Genomic DNA, 19,333 nt, shown 5'->3' on the forward strand with positions numbered 1-19,333 from the left:
GGAGTCCTTGTGACGCGTCGCGCAGGGACTCCGTGTCAGCCGATCTGCGGTCCGAGCAGGTCGTCGGCGTCGGTGATCCGGTACGCGTAACCCTGCTCGGCGAGGAACCGCTGGCGGTGCGCGGCGTACTCGGCGTCCAGGGTGTCGCGCGAGACCACGGAGTAGAAGTGGGCCTGGCCGCCGTCGTGCTTCGGACGCAGCAGCCGCCCGAGACGCTGGGCCTCCTCCTGACGCGAGCCGAAGGTGCCCGACACCTGGATCGCGACCGAGGCCTCCGGCAGGTCGATGGAGAAGTTCGCGACCTTCGACACGACGAGCACCTTCAACTCGCCCGACCGGAACCGGTCGAACAGCGCCTCGCGTTCCTTCGTCTTCGTCGAACCCTTGATGACCGGGGCGTCGAGCGCTTCACCGAGCTCGTCGAGCTGATCGATGTAGGCACCGATGATCAGTGTCGGGGCGTCCTGGTGTTGCTCGAGGATCGACTTCACGACCGGGATCTTGGTGCGCGCGGTCGAGCACAGCTTGTACCGTTCCTCGGGCTCGGCCACCGCGTACGCCATGCGCTCGGCGTCGGTGAGGGTCACTCGGACCTCCACGCAGTCGGCGGGCGCGATCCAGCCCTGGGCCTCGATGTCCTTCCACGGCGCGTCGAACCGCTTCGGGCCGATGAGCGAGAAGACGTCGCCCTCGCGTCCGTCCTCGCGCACGAGCGTCGCGGTGAGACCGAGGCGGCGGCGGGACTGCAGGTCGGCGGTCATCCGGAAGACCGGCGCCGGCAGCAGGTGCACCTCGTCGTAGATCATCAGCCCCCAGTCGCGGGAGTCGAACAACTCGAGATTGCGGTACTCACCCTTCGACTTGCGGGTGATCACCTGGTAGGTGGCGATGGTGACCGGACGGATCTCCTTCTTCTCACCCGAGTACTCGCCGATCTCGTCCTCGGTGAGGGAGGTGCGGGCAATCAGCTCGCGCTTCCACTGGCGCCCGGCGACCGTGTTCGTCACGAGGATGAGCGTCGTCGCGCCGGCCTTCGCCATCGCGGCCGCGCCGACCATCGTCTTACCGGCACCGCACGGCAGCACCACTACACCCGAGCCGCCCGACCAGAACGAGTCGGCGGCCAGTTCCTGGTAGTCGCGCAGGTGCCAGGGATTCGTCTCGAAGTCCAGCGAGATCGAATGGGCCTCGCCGTCGACGTACCCCGCGAGGTCCTCGGCCGGCCAGCCGATCTTCAGCAGCATCTGCTTGACGCGTCCGCGCTCGCTCGGATGGACGATCACGGTGTCGTCGTCGATGCGCGCACCGAGCATCGGGGCGATCTTCTTGTTCCGCAGGACCTCGGCGAGCACCGCCCGGTCGAGGCTGACCAGGGTCAGGCCGTGGGCGGGGTTCTTGACCAGCTGGAGGCGCCCGTAGCGGCTCATGGTGTCGACGATGTCGACGAGCAGCGCCTGCGGGACGGCGAACCGGGAATGCGAGACCAGCGCGTCGACGACCTGCTCGGCGTCGTGACCGGCCGCACGGGCGTTCCACAGTGCCAGCGGCGTCACGCGGTAGGTGTGGATGTGCTCGGGGGCGCGTTCGAGCTCGGCGAACGGTGCGATCGCCTGCCGCGCCTCGTTCGCCCGTTCGTGATCGACCTCGAGGAGCACGGTCTTGTCGGACTGGACGATGAGCGGTCCGTCGGCCACGAGTGCCTCCTGTGGATGGAAAGTAGAACTTTCCCATTCTCCAGGTTCGGGCCGTACCGCGCCACCACGACGGTGTACGGCCGTGCGTTCTCCCGTGGCGGGAACGCACGGCCGACCGGTTTCACGGCGTACTCACCGTGCGAGCGACTGCCGCACCTCCATCACGCACACCAGTGCCTCGGAGATACCGGACCGGTAGCCGGCGTCCTTCTCGGAGGCGGGAGGCCTCGAATCCAGTTCCGATTCGAGTCGTTCCTGGATCTTGTCCAGGGCATGCAGCGTCCGCTTCATTCCAGTACCGATTTCTCTTTTCTCAGGCCGGCTGTTTCATTGCGCCGGCACGTTCGTCGAGAACGAACACCCGTGCACGCGCCAAGGCGGCACGATATCCGTGCCGCTGTGCGTCGGTGCCCGTTTCCCGACCGGACAATCCACTTATCTTGTCGTACAGCGCTTCGAGCGCTGCGATTTCGAGATCCATGGCCTGCAACCGGATTCAGCTCCGCTTCCGCTTACGAATGAACTCGCCGGCTTCGGCGACCTTCTGCCGCTTCTCCTGGCGACGTTCCTTCAGGGACTTCGCTGGCTTCTTCGGATTCTTGCCCTTGTCGGCCATTGTCACTCCATCTTCGATGAACAACCACTCGACAGGACCACACCATACGTCATTTCCCGGAAAAAGCCAGTCGCTCGAATTATTCTGTGCACCATCCGAACACAGCGCCGAGATATTCCGTATTCCGGTGTCCGGAGTTGATTTCACCGTGCGTCGATCCCTGTCGCGGAGTTCCGCGCGGCCGATACCGTCACCGGCGATGCTGTGCAGACGGAAGGATGTCCACAGCCCGGGCAGACGGGGAGAGCGATGGGCCGGACCGTGATCGCAGGCCGCAGTGCCTCGCGTCGCGAACACCGTGCGTGTGGCGTCGTCCACCGATCGCGGTTCCGCGGTTGTCCGCACTGTCGCTGTTCTCCGTACCGCGACCGCTGATTTCGGGACTGCTGTTCCCGGGACTGCTGTTCTCGAGGCCGGGCCCGCACTCGGGTTCCCGTTCGTCTTCCGGTAGCGCGCGTCGGCGCATTCGCGCGACGTCGCGCCCATCACCTTCGCAAGGAGTTCTCATGACCGTGTCCTCACTCGTGCGCTCTCGAAGATCGCGCGCTCCGATCGTCGTTGCGGCCGCACTGAGCGTCGTGCTCACCGGGTGCGCCGGTGGTTCGACCGGGGGATTGTCCGCCGACGCCGAACTCCCCGAGGAGATTCCACCGGGGACGTCGTTGAGCATCGCGGTCAAGCCCACTCGTATCCAGCTCGAGGCGACCGGCCGTATCGACGAGTTGCCGTTCACGGTGTCGGACTGGCCCGATGTCTCGGCCGGTCCCGACGTCATCCAAGCGTTCCGCGGCGATGCCGTCGACCTCGCGGTCAATGCGGCGATTCCTCCCATCCAGGCCCACGCCACCGGGCTCGACGCCAGGATCGTCGCCGTACGCGAGAAGGATTCGCCGCAGTACTCGCTCGCGACGGCACCCGGTACCGACATCGATTCGCTGGCCGACCTGCGCGGCAGGAAAATCGCGTTGTCGCCGGGGCAGGCTCAGGGTGTCGTCGTGCTCCGGACGCTGAAGTCGGCCGGAATCGGCCTCGACGAGGTGGAATTCGTCGAACTGCCGAGCACACAGTTCCTCACGGCGCTCCAGGCGAAACAGGTCGACGTCGCACCGCTGGCGGAACCGACCCTCACGAAGTACCTGAACCAGTACGAAACCGAGGGTGCGCGAGGGGTGTTCACGCCCGAGGTCGACGCGCTGAGTGTTCTGTGGGCTCCGGTGTCCGTGCTCGAGGACCCCGCGAAGGTCGCAGCGATCAAGGAGTTCATCCCGCTGTGGGCGCAGGGCGACGTCTGGGCATGGGAGAACCGGGACGAGTGGATCCGGAAGTACTACGTCGAGAGCGAGGGGGTCTCGTACGAGGACGGCAGGCGGATCGTCGACACCGTCGGCCAGAAACCGGCATATCCCACCGACTGGGACTCCGCGATCGAATGGACGCAGGAGACCTCGGAACTGCTCGACGAGGCCGGATGGTTCGACGAGTTCGACGTCGAGCAGATCTTCGATCGCAGATTCGAAACGATTGCTGCGGAGTCGGTTCCGCAGAAGTACCGGAAGGGGTCGGATTCGTGACCAGCACACTGACACAACCGGTGGAGGTCGGCGCCTGCCCGCCGGACCCCGTCGATCCGCCACCGACGGAGGGGATCAGGCCGCTCCGGCGGCTCGGCCTCCGCAAGGCCGTCCCGTTCTCGCGCATGACCGGCGTGGTTCTGCTGCTCGCCGTGTGGGCGCTCGGGTCGGGTGCCGGATGGATCGACGACCGCAAGCTCTCCGCTCCCTGGACCGTGGTGACCAGCGCGGTCGAGCTCGTCGCGGAAGGAACTCTGCAACAACACATCCTGGCATCGCTGAGCCGTGCCGTGCTGGGCTTCGTGATCGGATGCGTCATCGGCACCGCGCTCGCACTCGCATCCGGTCTGACCCGCACCGGCGAAGCCCTGATCGACGGCCCTGTGCAGTTCAAGCGTGCGATCCCGACGCTGGGTCTCATCCCGCTGCTGATCCTGTGGCTCGGCATCGGCGAGACCTTCAAGATCACGGTGATCGCACTCGGGACGGTCGTGACCATCTACATCCAGACGCACAACGCCCTCACGGCGCTCGAACAGCGCTACGTCGAACTCGCCGAGGTCCTCGGTCTCACGCGCGCACAGTTCGTGTGGAAGGTGGTGCTGCGAGGAGCGCTGCCCGGATTCTTCCTCGGTCTGCGCCTGGCGGTGACCGGTGCGTGGCTCACCCTGATCGTGGTCGAGAGCATCAACGCTGTGAGCGGCCTGGGCAAGATGATGTTCAACGCCCAGAACTACGGTCAGCCGGACGTCATCCTCGTCGGATTGCTCGTCTACGGCGTCTTCGGTCTGGCATCCGACGCCGGTCTCCGGTTGCTCGAGCGTCGGGCGCTCACCTGGCGGAAGACGCTGGGCGGATGAGCGCCGTACGCATCCGCGGCCTGATCCGCGGCTTCGGCGACCGGAACGTGCTCGACGGACTCGACCTCGAGATCCCCGACGGGCAGTTCGTCGCCCTGCTCGGCAGGAGCGGATCCGGGAAGTCCACTCTGCTGCGTGCTCTTGCCGGCCTCGACTACGACGTGGAGATCCGCGGCGGTGCACTCGCGGTACCGGAGAAGGTCTCCGTCGCCTTCCAGGACTCCCGTCTGCTGCCCTGGCTGCGCGTGCTCGACAACGTCACGCTCGGTCTCGACAGGCAGGGCAGGAGCCGGGGATCCGAGATGCTGGCCGAGGTCGGCCTGGCCGGGCGCGAGGACGCCTGGCCGCTCGAACTCTCGGGCGGGGAGCAACAGCGTGTCGCGCTGGCCCGAGCCCTGGTACGGGAGCCGCAGTTGCTGCTCGCCGACGAGCCGTTCGGCGCGCTCGACGCCCTGACCCGCATCAGGATGCACGGACTGCTCGACGACCTCGTCCGCGCGCACCGTCCCACCGTGCTGCTCGTGACCCACGACGTCGACGAGGCGATCGTGCTCGCCGACCGGATCGTCGTGCTGGACGAAGGACGCATCGCCGTCGACCGCCACGTGGATCTCGACAAACCCCGTTCCATCACGGATCCCGGCTTCCGGGACATCCGTGAAGACCTCCTCACCGCCCTCGGTGTCATCACACAACCGTGACGAAAGACCTTTCACGACAGGAGAAGACATGACCGATCGTCGATTGCACCTCAACGCCTTCCTCATGCCCATCGGCCACCACGAAGCGGCGTGGCGTCTGCCGGAGAGCGACCCGAACGCGAATCTCGACATTCAGCACTACATCTCGCTCGCCCGCACCGCCGAGCGTGGCAGGTTCGACTCGGTGTTCCTCGCCGACAGCCCCGTACTGTTCGCGAATCCCGAGCGGCGTCCGAGCGGCAAGCTCGAACCCACGATCATCCTCACCGCGATCGCGACGGCCACCGAGCGGATCGGTCTCATCGGGACCGCGTCGACGACCTACAACGAGCCCTACAACCTCGCGCGGCGATTCGCATCGCTGGACTTCGTCAGCGGGGGACGTGCCGGCTGGAACATCGTCACCACCGCCGGGGACGACGCCGCCCGCAATTTCGGTCTCGACGGCGTGCCGGCGCACAAGAGCCGCTATGCGCGGGCCACCGAGTTCGTCGAGGTGTCGACCAAGCTGTGGGACAGCTGGGAGGACGACGCGATCGTCGCCGACAAGGAGGCGGCGATCCACGCCGACTCCGCGAAGGTCCACACCTTCGAACACGAGGGAGAGTTCTTCTCGGTGGCCGGGCCGCTCAACGTGCCGCGGTCGCCGCAGGGCTACCCGCTGCTCGTGCAGGCGGGCTCGTCGGAGAACGGCAAGGACTTCGCCGCGCTGTACGCCGAGGCGATCTTCACCGCCCAGCCCACCTTCGAGGAGGGCAAGGCGTTCTACGACGACGTCAAGGACCGCGTGGGCAAGGTCGGCCGCGACCCGCGGCAGGTGCTGATCCTCCCTGGCATCGTGCCCGTCATCGGCGATACGGAGAAGGAAGCGCGTGAACTCGACGCCGAACTGGCCCGGCTGATCTCGCCCGAGTACGCCCGCCGCCAGCTCGCCGAACGGTTCGGGCTGCGGCCGGAGCAGCTTCCGCTCGACGAGCCGCTGCCGGAGAACCTGCCGTCCGAGGACGAGATCGAGGGAGCCAAGAGCCGGTACACGCTCATCGTGCAGCTCGCGCGACGGGAAAACCTCACGGTGCGGCAGCTCATCGAACGCCTCGGCGGCGGTCGCGGCCACCGCACTTTCGCGGGCACGGCCGAGCAGGTGACCGACACGATCGAGCACTGGTTCCACAGCGGCGCGGCCGACGGTTTCAACATCATGCCCGCGGTGCTGCCGTCGGGGCTCGAGAAGTTCGTCGACGGTGTGGTGCCGATCCTGCAGGAGCGCGGTCTGTTCCGCACCGAGTACACCGAATCCACCCTGCGTGGGCACTATGGGCTCCCGCGGCCGGAGAACCAGTTCACCGTCGGCAGGGCGTTCGCGCGGTTCGCGACGCAGCGCTGAGCCTCTCCGCCCACGGGCCGGTGGTGGGCGGTTCCGCGCGATGCCTGATCGACCGCACCCGGGTCCGTCGTCAGTCGACCAGCGCCACCGACGTGACACGGTGCAGGACGAAGCTGCGCACCGAGCCGGTCGCCGGGTCGAAGGCCTGCACCTGCCCGCCGCCCACCGACACCGGGTCGACGATGCGACGCGTCGCCACCCCCTGCGCGTCGACGTAGCCGAGGGTGACGCTGCGCTTGCCGTGCACAGCCAGTTGCAGCAGCGCGAGTGTCGCCGCACCGCCGGATCGGCTGCCGTCACCACGTGCCGAGGCCGTCGGTGTCGCGGCCTCCGCACGGTCGCCGGCGCGCAGCGTGCGCACGAGGGTGTCGAGTTGTTCGTCGCTCGGCGCGGTGGGCCCGGCGTAGCGGGCCCGGGCGCGCGGCATCGCGACGCGGGCACCCCGGGGCCGTAGATCCACGATCGCTCCCGAGGCGTCCTCCCCGGCGGGAGCGAAACCAGCGGTGCGCAGCTCGGTGAGCACCTCGGCGAGAGGCGCCTGCGAGATCGCGACGGTGGGGGCGACCGCGCGCAGGGCGAGCGTCGCGGCGACCGGGGCGGACAGCACCTCGGTGAGCAGAGCCGGATCGTCGGCGCGGACGAAGGACGTCGCGACACCGGCCCGCAGGCGTCCGTGGCGACGCGCGACGTCGTCGATCAGGTAGGTGAGCGACTGCGGCACCGGGGTGCGCGAATGCGTCGCGAACAGGCCGTGCAGGTCGCTCGCGCCGAGCCCGGCGTCGAGCGCGCGCCGGATACTGCTGTCGCCGATCCGGTAGACGGTCGCGGCACCGGCCGATTCGACGTCGGCGACGAGCGCGATCCGCTCGCCGAGTTCGGGGACGAGCGGCCCGGGGGCGACGACCGTGAGGTCGGCCTGGACGAGCACGTAGTCGACGGGCTCGGGGAGCACCGCCGCCATCTCGGCCTCGGCGTCGCCGCCGTGCAGCAACGCCTTGCCCGGCGACGCGAGCATGCCGTGCGCGACGAGACCGAGTGTCGTCGCCTCGCGCACGGTCTCCACGACGCTCGTCGTGTCGAAGCGACCCGCCCAGCGTGGACGACGCCACGCCGCAGCGGCACGCAGGTCGGCGACGTCCGTGCTCGCTGCCGGCACGTCGGAGAGGACGTCGAGCAGCAGCCGTCGGTCGCGGGCGGCGGTGGGGGACTTCACCTCGTCGGACAGTGCGGCGACCGGCTTGTCGTTCTGGTCGCGCCGGCCGATCAGCCAGGGCCGGCGCGGCAGGTCGAGCCAGGCACCGGCGAGCACGGCCCAGCGGTAGGCGGGGGAGGACGCGAGCCACGCGTCGGTGGCGGTGGTCGGGGCCCAGTGATCGTCGTCCCCGGGTGTCGGCGGGTCGGGGAGGCCCCGCGCGATCAGACCGGCACCCGCGAGGACCTCGACGACGAGCGCCGTCTCGTCGTCGTCGAGTCCGACCGCCTTCCCGATGCGATGCAGTTCGCGGACACCGAGCCCACCGGCCTTGAGGACGGGGGCGGGTTGCGCACCGAGAGTGTCGAGAACGTCCTCGCAGTGCCGCAGCAGTTCGAGGGCGGCGCCGGCGGCGGTCGCATTGACGTCGGCGGTCGACCGGGTGGGTTTCGGTGCGCGCGGGGGAGCGAGCGCCGCCGGATCGAAGGGGGCGTCGTCGCGCAGTGCCTGGCCCACCCGGTGGGGGAGTTCGACGGTCTCGTCGTCGATGCGGAAGAGCAGTCCGGCGGCGAGCAGTTTCTGCACGGGCCGGTCGGCCGGGGTGTCCGGTGCGGCGTCGCGGGTCCGACCGATCGGAGACGTACGCGACAGGGTGTCGAGGATGCTGCGCTGCTCGGGCGGAAGAGCCGCGAGGAGGTCGTCGAGTTCCTGCCGGGACGGTCCGCTGACGTCGCCGGTGCGTCCGACGCGCCACGGAACGGCGTCCACGGCGGCGGCAACGAGGCGCAGTTCGTCTGTGGACCCCCACACGAGCAGCAGCGAGCGCAGGGTGGACAGGATCCGGTCGACGTTCCTCGCGCTGATGCGGCCGGAGACCTCGTCGAGCACGGCGGCGCGGGAGACGGGGGTGTCCACCGCTTTGAGACGGGCCAGCACCTCGATGATCCCGAAGGCGGCGGTGTCGAGATCGTCGGCTGCACGGAACACCGAGGCGCGTTGCTGCGCTCGGCTCGCGAGCACGTTCATGCTCGCCGGTGGCGGCACCACGAGATCGGGACGGGCGCGCAGCGTGGCGGCCAGATCCGTGTCGCGTCGACCTGCCAGCCAGCGGGCGAGGGAGTCCGAGGCGGTGTCGGGAGCGGGCGTGGTCGGGGACATCCCCTCCAGATTAGAGACCTGCGGTAGCAGGCCCCGAACTCACCTGCCAAAATGAGCGCATGGCTACCTCTTCGAAAAAGCATTACGTCGACCACGGATGGCCCGAGCTGGCCGACGGTGAGCACGCTGTCACCGAACTGTCGTCCACGCGTTCCGGTCCGCTCTCCCCGTACGGTGAGGACACCGTGTTCCCGTTGCCGGTCGAGGACCTGCCCTACACGCATCCGAAGACGGTGATCAACCGCTGATCCGATCGCGGATCACCGAACAGGCTCTTCCGTACGACGCCCGGTCCCTTCGGGGGCCGGGCGTCGTCGTGTGTGAGGGATGAACGAAGGTCGTCCGCATATGCGGAAGGGCCCCGCGCCGTGAACGGTGCGGGGCCCTTCCGGGATGTTCGGGGTGTTACTGCGGGAGCACCGCGCGAACGGCGTCCAGGATGTTCGGGTCGAGCTCGACACCGGCCTCCTGGAGTGCGGTGACGCCCTGCTCGAAGCCGGCCAGGATGCCCTGGACCTCGGCGGGGACAGCGGGGGTCTCCGGAAGCTGCGGGACAACGTTCTGGATGGCCGGCGCGGGGGTCTCGGCGGGCGCGCTGGGCGCTGCGTCGACGGAGCGCTGCGTGGGCGCGCTCGACAGTCCGAGGCTCGACGAGCAGGAGGGCCATGCGCCCCAGCCCTGGCCGGCGAGAACACGCTCGGCGACGGCGATCTGCTGCTCGCGGCTGGCCTGGCTGGCCGAGGCGGCGTATTCCTGGCCGCCGTAGGCGTTCCAGGTGCTCGGCGAGAACTGCAGGCCACCGTGGTAGCCGTTGCCGGTGTTGATTCCCCAGTTGCCGCCGGACTCGCACTGTGCGAGGCGGTCCCAGTCGGAGTCGGGGGCGGCAGCGGCCGTGCCGCTGAACGCGACACCCGTGACGCCGAGGACTGCGCCCGTCAGCGCGAACTTCGCGACGGTACGACCGGTATTGGTGGGCTTGCGATGGCGTCCGCTCATGTCGGTTCCGTGTTCCTCTCCGTACGCACCTACGAGGTCAGCTGTCGGGTTCGGGCTGAAGAGGTCGCCCGGCCGTGTCGCTCCGTTGGGAGCGCCTTCGGCTTCACCCCGAGGACCGTCGCGGTTGCGTCGGCCCGGGCCTCCTGGACACCGTCCGGCTGTGGGCCGATCGGTTCCTGGGAGACCGGTGGGTCCCCCGTTTCCTGTCCCCTGTGGATCGTTCGTCGGGACTTCCGGAACCACGGGACAGGAATTTGGCGCGGCGGTTCCGGACCGGTCGAGCCAGGCGGTTCGACCGGACATGACGGTAACGGTTCCGAGGGCGAAGTGTCACCAATTGATAACGCGCCGATTCGCGTGGCGACAGACGTGCGCGGCGCGGACCAGGGGATGAAGTCCCAGGTAGTGGGGTCCGGGTACCCGGAATTCCGTTTCGAGTCCCGCTCGTTATCCGCTCGTTATGTGAGAAAGATCACATGTAACTCGGGCGGGCATCCACAGGAACGATCTCCTTCCCCAGGGGCATCAGGGAGATCGGGATCATCTTCAGGTTCGCGACGGCGAGCGGGATGCCGATGATCGTGACGGCCATGGCGAGCGCGGTGGCGATGTGGCCGAGGGCCAGCCAGATACCGGCCACCAGGATCCAGATGACGTTGCCGATCAGCGACATGGTGCCGGCCGTCGGCTTGTCGACCGTCGTCTTGCCGAACGGCCACAGCGCGTAGATACCGATCCGGAACGACGCGATGCCGAACGGGATGGTGATGATGAGGATGCAGCAGATCAGACCCGCCGCGAAGTAGCCGAGGGCGAGCCACAGCCCGCCGAAGATCAACCAGATGATGTTGAGCAGGATCCTCATGTCCGGTCTCCGTTCCGAGCGCGCCGGCCCGAGCGCAGCGCGAAGGCGATGGCGAGGGCGAAGCCCAACGGCCAGGCGAGGGTCAACAGATACAGCACGAGCCCGGGCTTGCCGTCGGTGAGCGCCGGAATGAGGAAGATGGCGACGACCGCCACCACACCGACGACGAAGCAGGCGATCGCGGCCTTCAGGAGGCCGTTACGCGGGGCGGCAGACGAAGCCGAAGATGAAGTACCCACGTGACCACGGTAGTCGCCGCAAGGACGGACGGTGACGTCCGGGAGCGGGAAGACGATTCGGGGGCGGACCCACCTCTGCGGGTACACTGACAGGTGTCCACGCGTCCCGCTCGACCGAGTCGGGGCGCGTTGTTTTGCATGTTGAACGGTTGCCCCACTGTGGGGCACAGCTGTCGAGGAGCAGGTGAGCGCGGTGCCGACCGGCAAGGTGAAGTGGTACGACGTCGAGAAGGGCTTCGGCTTCCTGTCCCAGGACGAGGGCGAGGACGTCTACGTCCGCGCCTCGGCGCTCCCGGAGGGAGTGGAAGCGCTCAAGCCCGGCCAGCGCGTCGAGTTCGGTATGGCGGTGGGCCGCCGGGGTCCGCAGGCGCTGAAGGTCGAGCTCCTCGAGCAGCCCACGCTGCGGCAGGGTCGCCGCGAGGCTCCCGCCCAGCAGAAGCGCCGCGCGCCGGACGAGCTGCACGGCATGGTCGAGGACATGATCAAGCTGCTCGAAGCAGCGGTCCAGCCCGATCTGCGGCGCGGGCGTTACCCCGACCGCAAGACCGGGCAGCGCATCTCCGAGGTCATGCGGGCGATCGCGCGCGAGCTCGACCACTAGATGTAATCCTGGGACGAACCACGACGGGCCGCCCTCGCCATGTGCGAGGACGGCCCGTCGTCGTATGCGGGGCCGAAGCTCAGAACGTCTTGACGGCCCACACGGCGTGCGCGATCGGTTCACCGGCCTCGTCGACCACGGCCGACGGCAGCTGGATCTCCACTCCGAGCAGCTGCAGCTCCGGAGAGCTCTCCACGGTGAGGGTGCGGCGCGCACCGGCCTCGAACATCGCGCCGTCGATGTAGGTCTGCCCGGTCTGCGTGTCGCCGTAGACGGTGAGGATGCGCCACGGCGCGTCGGCGATCTCCGACGGAAGCGACAGCTGCAGCGGGTAACCGGCCGGCACGTCGAGCTGACCGATCGGGTTCTCCACACAGTCCTCGAGATAGAGATTGCAGTGCTGCGCGGGGTCGACCGTCACGGTCTCTCCCCGTGCGTACGCGGTGATCGTGGGGAGCGTGGGCTCGGCCGAATCGACCAGCTTCCACACCGTGGCGGCAACTCCCGCTACCACGACCACCAGGGCCACCAGCAGCAGCGCGAGAGTCTTCTTCGTCCGGGCCTGCAACTCAACTGTTCCAATCTTCGGTGGGGGATCCACCGGCGCGCCTTCGCCCGGCAGCCGTCTCGGTGGAGACGCGTTCGGGTCGACGGCCGCCGAATCCCGGCAACAATGTCCCCCCACGGTATGTCAGCACCGTCTGCGCGAATCCGAGAACCAGCGCTACGGAGACCACAGCGAACCCGAGCCACAGTTCGGTCGGCAACAGCACACCCATCGCTCCGCCGAACACCCAGCTGAGCTGGAGGACCGTCTCGGACCTGCCGAATCCGGACGCGATCGACTCCTCGGGAAGGTCCTGCTGGAGCGATGCGTCGAGCGAGACCTTGGCCAGCGCGCTGGCGCACGCCGCCACGAGCGCCGCCAGCGCGGCGGCCAGGACGTTGCCGGTCGCGGCGACGACGGCGGCCACGACGACGACCGCGGCGGTGCACCGCACGACGATGAGAGCGGGCCGTCCGAGCGCGAGTCGCGCTCCGGTCGCATTGCCCGCGAAGTTGCCGACCGCGGCGGCGGCACCGACACCACCGAGCATCGCGGCCTGCATCAGCGGATCCTGTCCGGTGGTGTTCTTCGCGACGAACGCCATGAACAAGGTCAGGAAGCCGGTGAGGATGCGGATCGTGCCGTTGCCCCACAGCCCGGTCACCACCGCCCGTCCCAGCGGCTGCTTCCGTTTCCCGGACTTGGTGACGATCACCTCGGTCACCGTGTCGGCGTTCAGCACCTCGGTGCGCGCGTCGGAGCGGTGGTACGACAGCGTCGCCGGCACCTCGCCCTCGGTGACCTCGACCCAGGCGGGGATGCGCATGCTCAGATAGGCGCCGAATGCGGTGATCCCGGCGCACAGCCACAGCGCGCCCGACGAACCGAACGCCCATGCCGCGGCCGCCGCGATCGCGCCGGCACCGATCGTGCCGCCGACCAGGCCGAAGACCGTCAACCGGGAGTTCACCCGCACCAGATCGATCTCCGGTGGCAGGACTCTGGGTGTCACCGCGGATTTGAGTACCGCGAACGATTTGCTCAGCACCATCATGCCGAGCGCCGCCGGATACAACAGCCAGCTGTCGAAGTTGAACACCAGCACCACCGCGAGCACCGTGCGCAGCGCGAAGGACGTCGCCAGCGCGACGCGACGACCGTGCTGCAACCTGTCGAGCAACGGCCCGATGAGCGGGGCGATGATCGCGAACGGCGCGATCGTGATGAGCAGATACAGCGCGACCTTCGTCCTGTCCTCACCGGTGGCCGCCGAGAAGAACAGGGTGTTCGCGAGCGCGACGGCGATGGCCGCGTCGGAGGCGAAGTTCGCCATCGTCGCGTAGGTGAGCGCGGTCAGCCCCGACTTGTCGGCGCCGTCGGCCGTGGCCGCTCGACGGAAGGTCGCGATGCCCTTCGAGGTGAGTTCGCGGCTGCGCAGGGCCGCGACCCGCGTCACCGTCAGCTTCCGCGGCATGCGCGGAGCGCGCGGTGAGTCGGTCTCGGACGAGGACTCCGCCCGACCGCCGGCCGACGCGCCCGGTGGTCGGCGCGGATGGTCGACGGGATGCAGGGGCGGCAGGGGAGTGCGACGGCCCGAGACGCGGCGCGGAGGCGGATAGTTGCTGTACCCCGGATGCTGCGAACCCGGGACACGGCCGTCCGCTCCCTCGGGGGCGGGTCGCTCGTCCGGTTCGGTCACGTCTTCGATTCTTCCCCACGCGACAGCGGTTGTAACACAAGGGCGGCACGTGGCCCGAGTGACGCGTGTCGCGACCGGTATGCCACCCGGATCACTCCACGAAACGCACTTCGAACAGCGTCGGCCAGTACTTGCCCGTCACCAGGAACCGATCGGTCCCGGGGATGTGTGCGATGCCGTTGAGGACATCCACATCGGCCCCCTCGGGCAGCCGATCGCGCAGCGGAGCCGCGTCGACCCGGGCCTCCACCCGGCCCGAGGCCGGGTCGATCAGCACGATCTCGTCCGTCTGCCACACGTTCGCCCAGACCCTGCCGTCCTCGGTGCACTCGAGTTCGTTGAGCTTCGACACGGCACGTCCGTCCCGGTGCACGGTGACGCGTCCGACTTCGTCGAAGGTGGCGGGGTCGCGGAAGATCAGCTCGGCCGAGCCGTCGCTCATCACCAGACGGTCGGGTTGCGCGCACAGCCCCCAGCCCTCGCCGTCGTAGTCGACCCGGCGCTTCTCGAGCAGGGTGTCGCGATCGCGGACGACGGCCGTGCCGTCCTTCCAGGTCAGTTGCCACAACTCGTCGCCGACCACGGTGATGCCCTCACCGAAAAGATCGTCGAGGACGGGTTCGCGGGTGCGCTCGGTCTCGGCGAGGGTGACGGTCCCGCCGTCGAGGTCGACCTCCCGGGCCGACACCCACGAGCGCCCGGCCCGGCCGGTACCTTCGAGCAGCTCGCCTTCGTCGATCTCGAGGCCCTGGGTGAACGCTTCCGGATCGTGGGGGTGCGTGGCGACGACCTCCACACCGAGTTCGGTGGCGGGTGGACCGGGTTCGGCGACGAGATCGTCGCCGCATCCGGCGGTGGTGACGCAGACGACCGTCGCGACCGCGGCCGAGAGGAGAAGACGAGGCACGCGCCCATCCTGCACCTCGCGCGTGAGCGGTGCCTGTACGACCTTCCGCGACCCGCAGGCGCCGGAGCAGACAGGTCAGGCAGAATGGAGGCCGTGAGTGTTGCCTCTGCTTCCACTTCCCGAGGAACGAACCCCGTGGTCGATCCGGCGGTGCGTTCCGTGCTCGCCGACGCCGTCGACCTCGCTCGGGCCGCACTCGACGAACTCGGGGACGGTGGAGTCGGCGCCTATCTGGGCGTGACGCGCGAGGACGAGTGCTCGGCCACCCATCGTTTCGCCTCGGAGCTGCCGGGCTACCGCGGTTGGCAGTGGGCGGTCGTCGTGGCCGCCGCCCCGGATTCGGATCGCGTGACGGTGAGCGAACTCGTGCTCCTGCCCGGTCCCGACGCGCTCGTCGCACCCGAGTGGGTGCCGTGGAGCGAGCGGATCCGTCCCGGCGATCTGGGTCCCGGCGACCTGCTGGCTCCCGCTCCCGACGACGTGCGGCTGGTTCCCGGCTACATGCAGTCCGGCGATCCCGAGGTCGACGAGACCGCCCTGGAGATCGGGCTGGGCCGCAAGCAGGTCATGAGCCTGGAGGGTCGCCTCGAGGCAGCGCAGCGCTGGTTCGACAGCGACTACGGCCCCGACTCGGAGATGGCGAAGGCCGCGCCCTCCTCGTGCCGCCTGTGCGGTTTCTATCTTCCGCTCGCCGGATCGCTGCGTGCGGCCTTCGGCGTCTGCGGCAACGAGTTCGCCGCCGACGGTCACGTCGTGCACGCCGAGTACGGATGCGGCGCGCATTCCGACACGAGCCTGCCCACCGGCGCCGGTTCGCCGATCTACGAGGCGTTCGACGATTCGGCAGTGGAGGTCGTCGAGCTCGGACCGGCCACCCCTGCGCCTGCAGAGTCCACGGACGAGCCTGCTGTCGAGTCGTCCCCGTCCGAGCCGGAACAGACCGACTGACGTGACCCGGCCGGACCCCGCGGATCCGTTCGGGACCGCGGCGTTACGCGAAGGGATCATCGCGGCCTGGTCGTCGTCGCCCACCCGTCTCCGGGAGGACGCGGCCACCGAGGCCGACCACGTCCGCGCGGGGTACCGCGACCGCGTGCTGACCGAGCTCGCCCAGAACGCCGCCGACGCCGCTGCGCGTGCCGGTGTACCGGGTGAGCTGCGGGTCTGGTTCGCCGACGGCCGTCTCCACGTCGCGAACATCGGTGAGCCGCTCGACGAGGGCGGTGTCCACGCGCTGACCGCATTGCGTTCGTCGAACAAGACCGGCGCCGGATCCACCGTGGGGCGGTTCGGTGTCGGCTTCACGGCGGTGCTGTCGGTCTCCGACGACATCGAGGTGCGTTCGCGCACCGGTTCGCTCCACTTCTCGGCCGAGCGCACCCGCGCGGTGCTCGCCGAGCGGAACCTGCCCGAGCCGGAGTCCGGTGTCCCGGCGTTGCGCCTCGTGTGGCCGACGGAGACACCGCCGGCGACCGGCAGCGACACCGAGGTCGTGCTGACCCTGCGCCCCGGTGTGGACCCGGCTGCGCTACTCGACGCCTTCCGTTTCGAGGCCCACGAGCTCCTGCTCGAACTCCCTGGCCTCCACACCCTCGTCGTCACCGACGACGAATTCACCCGTCACCGGCGCGAACTCGACAACGGTCTGTGGGAGGTGCGGATCGGCGATCGCACCTGGTGGGAGTTCACCGGAGCGTCGGCGCGATGGCTGGTGCCCGTCGTCGACGGGCGGGTCGACCCGATCCGCAGCGATGTCCTGCGTGCCCCCACCCGCTCGGACGAGGAGCTGTCGCTCCCTGCGATCGTCGTCGCCGACGTCGCCATGCAACCCGATCGGCGGCGCGTGCTTCCCGGCGCCCACGTCGAGAACGTCGCCCGCGGATACGCGCGGTTCGTTGCGGCTCTGCCCGCCGAGCAGCGACTCGACCTCGTGCCCCTGCCGGGTTTCGCGCGCAGCGAGGTCGACGGACGCATCCGCGAAGCGATCCTCGACGAGTTGGCCGCCGGCGCGTGGCTTCCCGCCGCCGACCGCAGCGCCGATCTGGTGCCCGACCGGGCTGTCGCACTTCCCGGGCTCACCGACGAGCTCGCCGACGTCCTCGGCGAGGTCGTCCCGGGGCTCGTGATCCCCGAGCTGTGCGGGCCGCGACATGCGTCCGCGCTGTCCGCCGCCGGCGTGCATCGGCTCGGTCTCGCGCGACTGGCCGAACTGCTCTCCGGGCACGAACGCGAGCCGAAGTGGTGGAACCGCTTGTACGAGGCGCTCACTCCGCTCGTCGTCGACGCGGTCGCGGCCGAGGAACTCGCATCCCTGCCGGTTCCGCTGTCGGACGGACGGACCGTCACCGGCCCGCGCACGGCCGTTCTCGCAACGCAACTGCAGGATCTCGGTCCGCTGTCGATGCCGTGGGTGCGCCTCGTCCATCCCGACGCCGCGCATCCGCTGCTCGCCCGGCTCGGAGCCGGCACCGTGACGGTCGAGGACCTGCTCGCCGACCCGGCGCTCGTCGCGGCCGTCGAGGACACCGATCCCGACGACCTCGACCCGGACGGCGACCTCCCGGCCGGTGAGCTCGCCGACGTCGTGCTGCGATTGGTGCCGCTCGTGTCGCCCGCGGCCGTGCCCCGTGAACTCGGGGCGCTGCTGCTGCCCGACATCCACGGCGATCTCGTCCCCGCCGACGAACTCCTGCTTCCCGGTGCACCGCTCGCGGAAGTGCTGGTCGAGGACGCACCCTTCGGCACCGTCGACCCGTCCGTCGTCGACCGGTACGGGGCCGAAGCCCTGCGGGCGATCGGTGTGGGCTGGGGTTTCACGGTCCTGCGTGCGGAACTGCCGACCGGTCCCGACCACGACCTACCCGACGAGCACCTGTGGTGGGAGCGGCTCGACGACGATCCCGAGGTGCTCGTCGCCGTGCGCGACCTCGATCTCGTCGACGATCGCCGCTGGTCGCGGGCGTTGACCCTGCTGGCTGCCGAACCCGCGACGGCCGAAGCGATCACCGACCCCGCCGGATACACGGCGTGGTACCTGCGCACCCGCGCGTCGCTCGACGGCCGGCCTCTGGGGCACTACCGGTTCGCCGACGACACCCTCTTCGAAGGGCTGCTCGACCCCTGCACCCATCCCGACGCGTCGGCCTTCCGCGGCGCCCTCGCCGGAACGCGGATCGACGACATCGAACTGGCACAGACACTGCTCGACCGGCTCGCGGACGACAGCAGGTCGCCGGGACCGGCCGCGATCGTCGCCGCGCACGACGCGCTCGCCGCGGCCTTCTCGTCGGGTGGTCTCGACCCCGAGTCGGTGACCCTGCCCGACGGGGTGCGCAGCCTGTCGGGTGTCGTCGTCGACGCAGCCGACGCTCTCGTACCCGACCGTCCGTGGTTCGCGGCCGCGATCCCGCACGACCGCCTCGTCACGGGTGGCCGGAGAACCGCCCACGCGCTCGCGGACGTGCTCGACATCGCCGTGGCGTCCGCGGTGGTCGACGCCGAACCCGTCGAGCAGGGGAGGAGTTCGACGTGGGAGCGCGAACCGGCCGCGGTCCTGGCCGGAATCGTCGCCGGGGTGCCGCTTCCGCGCGGGGTGCTCGCGCTGCACGACCGACTCGTCGTCCGCTGCTCAGGAGCCCTGACGGGTGAGGTCGAGGTCCCGTGGTGGGTCGACGCGGCCGGCACCGTCCACAGCACACCGATCGGCCTGGCCGCGGCACTCACCGCGCTCACGGCTCCGGACGTGAGAACCGAACCGTGACGCTCGATACCGCGGTGCTCGACTGGATGGTGTCGCTCCGCGAGCCCGGGCTGACCACCGCGGTGACCGCACTCACCCACACGGGCGGGGGAGTCGCGACGAGCCTGATCGCCGCGGTGACGACGCTGCTGCTGGTGCGGGCCGATCGTCTGTCCGACGCCGTCCTCGTCGCCGGAGCGGTCCTCACGGGCTGGCCGGTGATGGTGTTGCTCAAGAATCTGTTCGGCCGTGTCCGGCCACCGGAACCCGAACGGCTGCTGGCCCTGCACACCGAATCGTTCCCGTCCGGACACGCGATGACCAGCGCCGTTCTGGCGACGGTGCTCGTCGCGGTCGCCGTGCGCACGTGGCCGCGCGGCGATCGCCGCCGGACCGCCGCGACGATCGCGCTCGCCGCCTACACCGTCGTGATCGGGCTCTCCCGCGTCTACCTCGCGGCGCACTGGTTCACCGATGTCGTCGCAGGCTGGATCTTCGGGATCACATGGGCCCTGCTGTGGGTGTGGTTGATCACTCGGGTGCGGATCCGTCGCTGACACCGCT

The 19,333-nt window shown here is 69.4% G+C and carries 20 protein-coding genes and 1 riboswitch; of the genes, 9 read left to right on the forward strand and 11 right to left on the reverse strand.

Features of this window, described 5'->3' with window-relative positions; translation table 11 throughout:
* Positions 1-35: 35 nt before the first annotated feature.
* The 4 genes from ACWPOC_RS05390 to ACWPOC_RS05405 all read right to left on the reverse strand — a co-directional run bounded on the left by ACWPOC_RS05390 (position 36) and on the right by ACWPOC_RS05405 (position 2,628).
* Entirely contained in the window at positions 36-1,694 is a 1,659-nt protein-coding gene (locus ACWPOC_RS05390; protein WP_019289944.1) for a DNA repair helicase XPB, read from the reverse strand.
* A gap of 132 nt (positions 1,695-1,826) precedes the next feature.
* The gene (locus tag ACWPOC_RS05395; RefSeq protein WP_016691299.1) at positions 1,827-1,985 is read right to left on the reverse strand and encodes a hypothetical protein; all 159 of its coding nucleotides are present in this window, start codon (positions 1,983-1,985) and stop codon (positions 1,827-1,829) included.
* 22 nt (positions 1,986-2,007) lie between these two features.
* Positions 2,008-2,175, reverse strand: coding sequence for a hypothetical protein (locus ACWPOC_RS05400; RefSeq protein ID WP_019289942.1), 168 nt, complete (start codon positions 2,173-2,175; stop codon positions 2,008-2,010).
* A gap of 15 nt (positions 2,176-2,190) precedes the next feature.
* Entirely contained in the window at positions 2,191-2,628 is a 438-nt protein-coding gene (locus tag ACWPOC_RS05405; protein WP_145707878.1) for a hypothetical protein, read from the reverse strand.
* A 188-nt stretch (positions 2,629-2,816) separates the two neighbouring features.
* Between ACWPOC_RS05405 and ACWPOC_RS05410 the strand changes: the two genes are divergently transcribed.
* From ACWPOC_RS05410 to ACWPOC_RS05425, 4 genes are read left to right on the forward strand one after another with little or no spacing between them, the layout of a single operon-like run.
* Entirely contained in the window at positions 2,817-3,881 is a 1,065-nt protein-coding gene (locus ACWPOC_RS05410; protein ID WP_085469251.1) for an ABC transporter substrate-binding protein, read from the forward strand.
* Complete coding sequence (locus ACWPOC_RS05415; RefSeq protein WP_085469252.1) at positions 3,878-4,741, forward strand: ABC transporter permease; 864 nt, start codon at positions 3,878-3,880, stop codon at positions 4,739-4,741. Before ACWPOC_RS05410 ends, ACWPOC_RS05415 begins: the two co-directional genes overlap by 4 nt.
* Positions 4,717-5,442, forward strand: coding sequence for an ABC transporter ATP-binding protein (locus ACWPOC_RS05420; RefSeq protein WP_085469337.1), 726 nt, complete (start codon positions 4,717-4,719; stop codon positions 5,440-5,442). The genes ACWPOC_RS05415 and ACWPOC_RS05420 overlap by 25 nt, the downstream gene beginning before the upstream one ends.
* 28 nt (positions 5,443-5,470) lie before the next feature.
* A complete protein-coding gene (locus tag ACWPOC_RS05425) occupies positions 5,471-6,826 on the forward strand; it encodes an LLM class flavin-dependent oxidoreductase (RefSeq protein WP_455408154.1) in 1,356 nt (451 codons plus the stop codon).
* A 70-nt stretch (positions 6,827-6,896) separates the two neighbouring features.
* Here ACWPOC_RS05425 and ACWPOC_RS05430 read toward each other — a convergent pair whose 3' ends face one another.
* Positions 6,897-9,176 carry a helicase-associated domain-containing protein gene (locus ACWPOC_RS05430; protein WP_455408155.1) on the reverse strand — a complete coding sequence of 760 codons (2,280 nt, stop codon included), beginning with the start codon at positions 9,174-9,176 and terminating at the stop codon, positions 6,897-6,899.
* Between the two features lie 59 nt (positions 9,177-9,235).
* Between ACWPOC_RS05430 and ACWPOC_RS05435 the strand changes: the two genes are divergently transcribed.
* Entirely contained in the window at positions 9,236-9,424 is a 189-nt protein-coding gene (locus ACWPOC_RS05435) for a hypothetical protein (RefSeq protein ID WP_006551681.1), read from the forward strand.
* A gap of 157 nt (positions 9,425-9,581) precedes the next feature.
* Here ACWPOC_RS05435 and ACWPOC_RS05440 read toward each other — a convergent pair whose 3' ends face one another.
* From ACWPOC_RS05440 to ACWPOC_RS05450, 3 genes are all read right to left on the reverse strand, one after another.
* A complete protein-coding gene (locus ACWPOC_RS05440) occupies positions 9,582-10,172 on the reverse strand; it encodes a resuscitation-promoting factor Rpf1 domain-containing protein (RefSeq protein WP_120281540.1) in 591 nt (196 codons plus the stop codon).
* Between the two features lie 10 nt (positions 10,173-10,182).
* Positions 10,183-10,357, reverse strand: a riboswitch (cyclic di-AMP (ydaO/yuaA leader).
* Between the two features lie 287 nt (positions 10,358-10,644).
* Positions 10,645-11,037: a YccF domain-containing protein gene (locus tag ACWPOC_RS05445; protein WP_024103083.1), complete on the reverse strand. Its 393-nt coding sequence runs from the start codon at positions 11,035-11,037 to the stop codon at positions 10,645-10,647.
* A complete protein-coding gene (locus tag ACWPOC_RS05450; protein WP_455408156.1) occupies positions 11,034-11,276 on the reverse strand; it encodes a hypothetical protein in 243 nt (80 codons plus the stop codon). Before ACWPOC_RS05450 ends, ACWPOC_RS05445 begins: the two co-directional genes overlap by 4 nt.
* A gap of 193 nt (positions 11,277-11,469) precedes the next feature.
* On the opposite strand from ACWPOC_RS05450, the gene ACWPOC_RS05455 reads away from it, so the two are divergent.
* The gene (locus ACWPOC_RS05455; RefSeq protein ID WP_006551677.1) at positions 11,470-11,877 is read left to right on the forward strand and encodes a cold-shock protein; all 408 of its coding nucleotides are present in this window, start codon (positions 11,470-11,472) and stop codon (positions 11,875-11,877) included.
* A gap of 79 nt (positions 11,878-11,956) precedes the next feature.
* Here ACWPOC_RS05455 and ACWPOC_RS05460 read toward each other — a convergent pair whose 3' ends face one another.
* The 3 genes from ACWPOC_RS05460 to ACWPOC_RS05470 form a co-directional block, all read right to left on the reverse strand.
* Entirely contained in the window at positions 11,957-12,445 is a 489-nt protein-coding gene (locus ACWPOC_RS05460; RefSeq protein WP_088897816.1) for a DUF2771 domain-containing protein, read from the reverse strand.
* Between the two features lies 1 nt (position 12,446).
* Positions 12,447-14,123: an MFS transporter gene (locus ACWPOC_RS05465; protein WP_455408157.1), complete on the reverse strand. Its 1,677-nt coding sequence runs from the start codon at positions 14,121-14,123 to the stop codon at positions 12,447-12,449.
* A gap of 91 nt (positions 14,124-14,214) precedes the next feature.
* Complete coding sequence (locus ACWPOC_RS05470; RefSeq protein ID WP_159416600.1) at positions 14,215-15,030, reverse strand: glutaminyl-peptide cyclotransferase; 816 nt, start codon at positions 15,028-15,030, stop codon at positions 14,215-14,217.
* Positions 15,031-15,114: 84 nt separating this feature from the next.
* Between ACWPOC_RS05470 and ACWPOC_RS05475 the strand changes: the two genes are divergently transcribed.
* Genes ACWPOC_RS05475 through ACWPOC_RS05485 form a run of 3 tightly spaced genes read left to right on the forward strand, consistent with a single transcriptional unit; the run spans position 15,115 to position 19,326 of the window.
* Positions 15,115-15,978: a DUF3027 domain-containing protein gene (locus ACWPOC_RS05475; RefSeq protein ID WP_269072356.1), complete on the forward strand. Its 864-nt coding sequence runs from the start codon at positions 15,115-15,117 to the stop codon at positions 15,976-15,978.
* 1 nt (position 15,979) lies between these two features.
* Positions 15,980-18,790, forward strand: a complete 2,811-nt coding sequence (locus ACWPOC_RS05480; protein ID WP_455408158.1) for a sacsin N-terminal ATP-binding-like domain-containing protein — start codon at positions 15,980-15,982, stop codon at positions 18,788-18,790.
* Positions 18,787-19,326, forward strand: a complete 540-nt coding sequence (locus ACWPOC_RS05485; RefSeq protein WP_120281546.1) for a phosphatase PAP2 family protein — start codon at positions 18,787-18,789, stop codon at positions 19,324-19,326. The genes ACWPOC_RS05480 and ACWPOC_RS05485 overlap by 4 nt, the downstream gene beginning before the upstream one ends.
* The last annotated feature ends 7 nt before the right edge of the window (positions 19,327-19,333 follow it).

It is taken from the genome of Rhodococcus sp. 5G237 (assembly GCF_053764735.1).

Coding starts and splice junctions, on each gene's coding strand:
- ACWPOC_RS05395 (WP_016691299.1), bottom strand. CDS start 1,985: ATGAAGCGGACGCTGCATGCCCTGGACAAGATCCAGGAACGACTCGAA.
- ACWPOC_RS05400 (WP_019289942.1), bottom strand. CDS start 2,175: ATGGATCTCGAAATCGCAGCGCTCGAAGCGCTGTACGACAAGATAAGT.
- ACWPOC_RS05410 (WP_085469251.1), top strand. CDS start 2,817: ATGACCGTGTCCTCACTCGTGCGCTCTCGAAGATCGCGCGCTCCGATC.
- ACWPOC_RS05425 (WP_455408154.1), top strand. CDS start 5,471: ATGACCGATCGTCGATTGCACCTCAACGCCTTCCTCATGCCCATCGGC.
- ACWPOC_RS05430 (WP_455408155.1), bottom strand. CDS start 9,176: ATGTCCCCGACCACGCCCGCTCCCGACACCGCCTCGGACTCCCTCGCC.
- ACWPOC_RS05435 (WP_006551681.1), top strand. CDS start 9,236: ATGGCTACCTCTTCGAAAAAGCATTACGTCGACCACGGATGGCCCGAG.
- ACWPOC_RS05440 (WP_120281540.1), bottom strand. CDS start 10,172: ATGAGCGGACGCCATCGCAAGCCCACCAATACCGGTCGTACCGTCGCG.
- ACWPOC_RS05445 (WP_024103083.1), bottom strand. CDS start 11,037: ATGAGGATCCTGCTCAACATCATCTGGTTGATCTTCGGCGGGCTGTGG.
- ACWPOC_RS05475 (WP_269072356.1), top strand. CDS start 15,115: ATGGAGGCCGTGAGTGTTGCCTCTGCTTCCACTTCCCGAGGAACGAAC.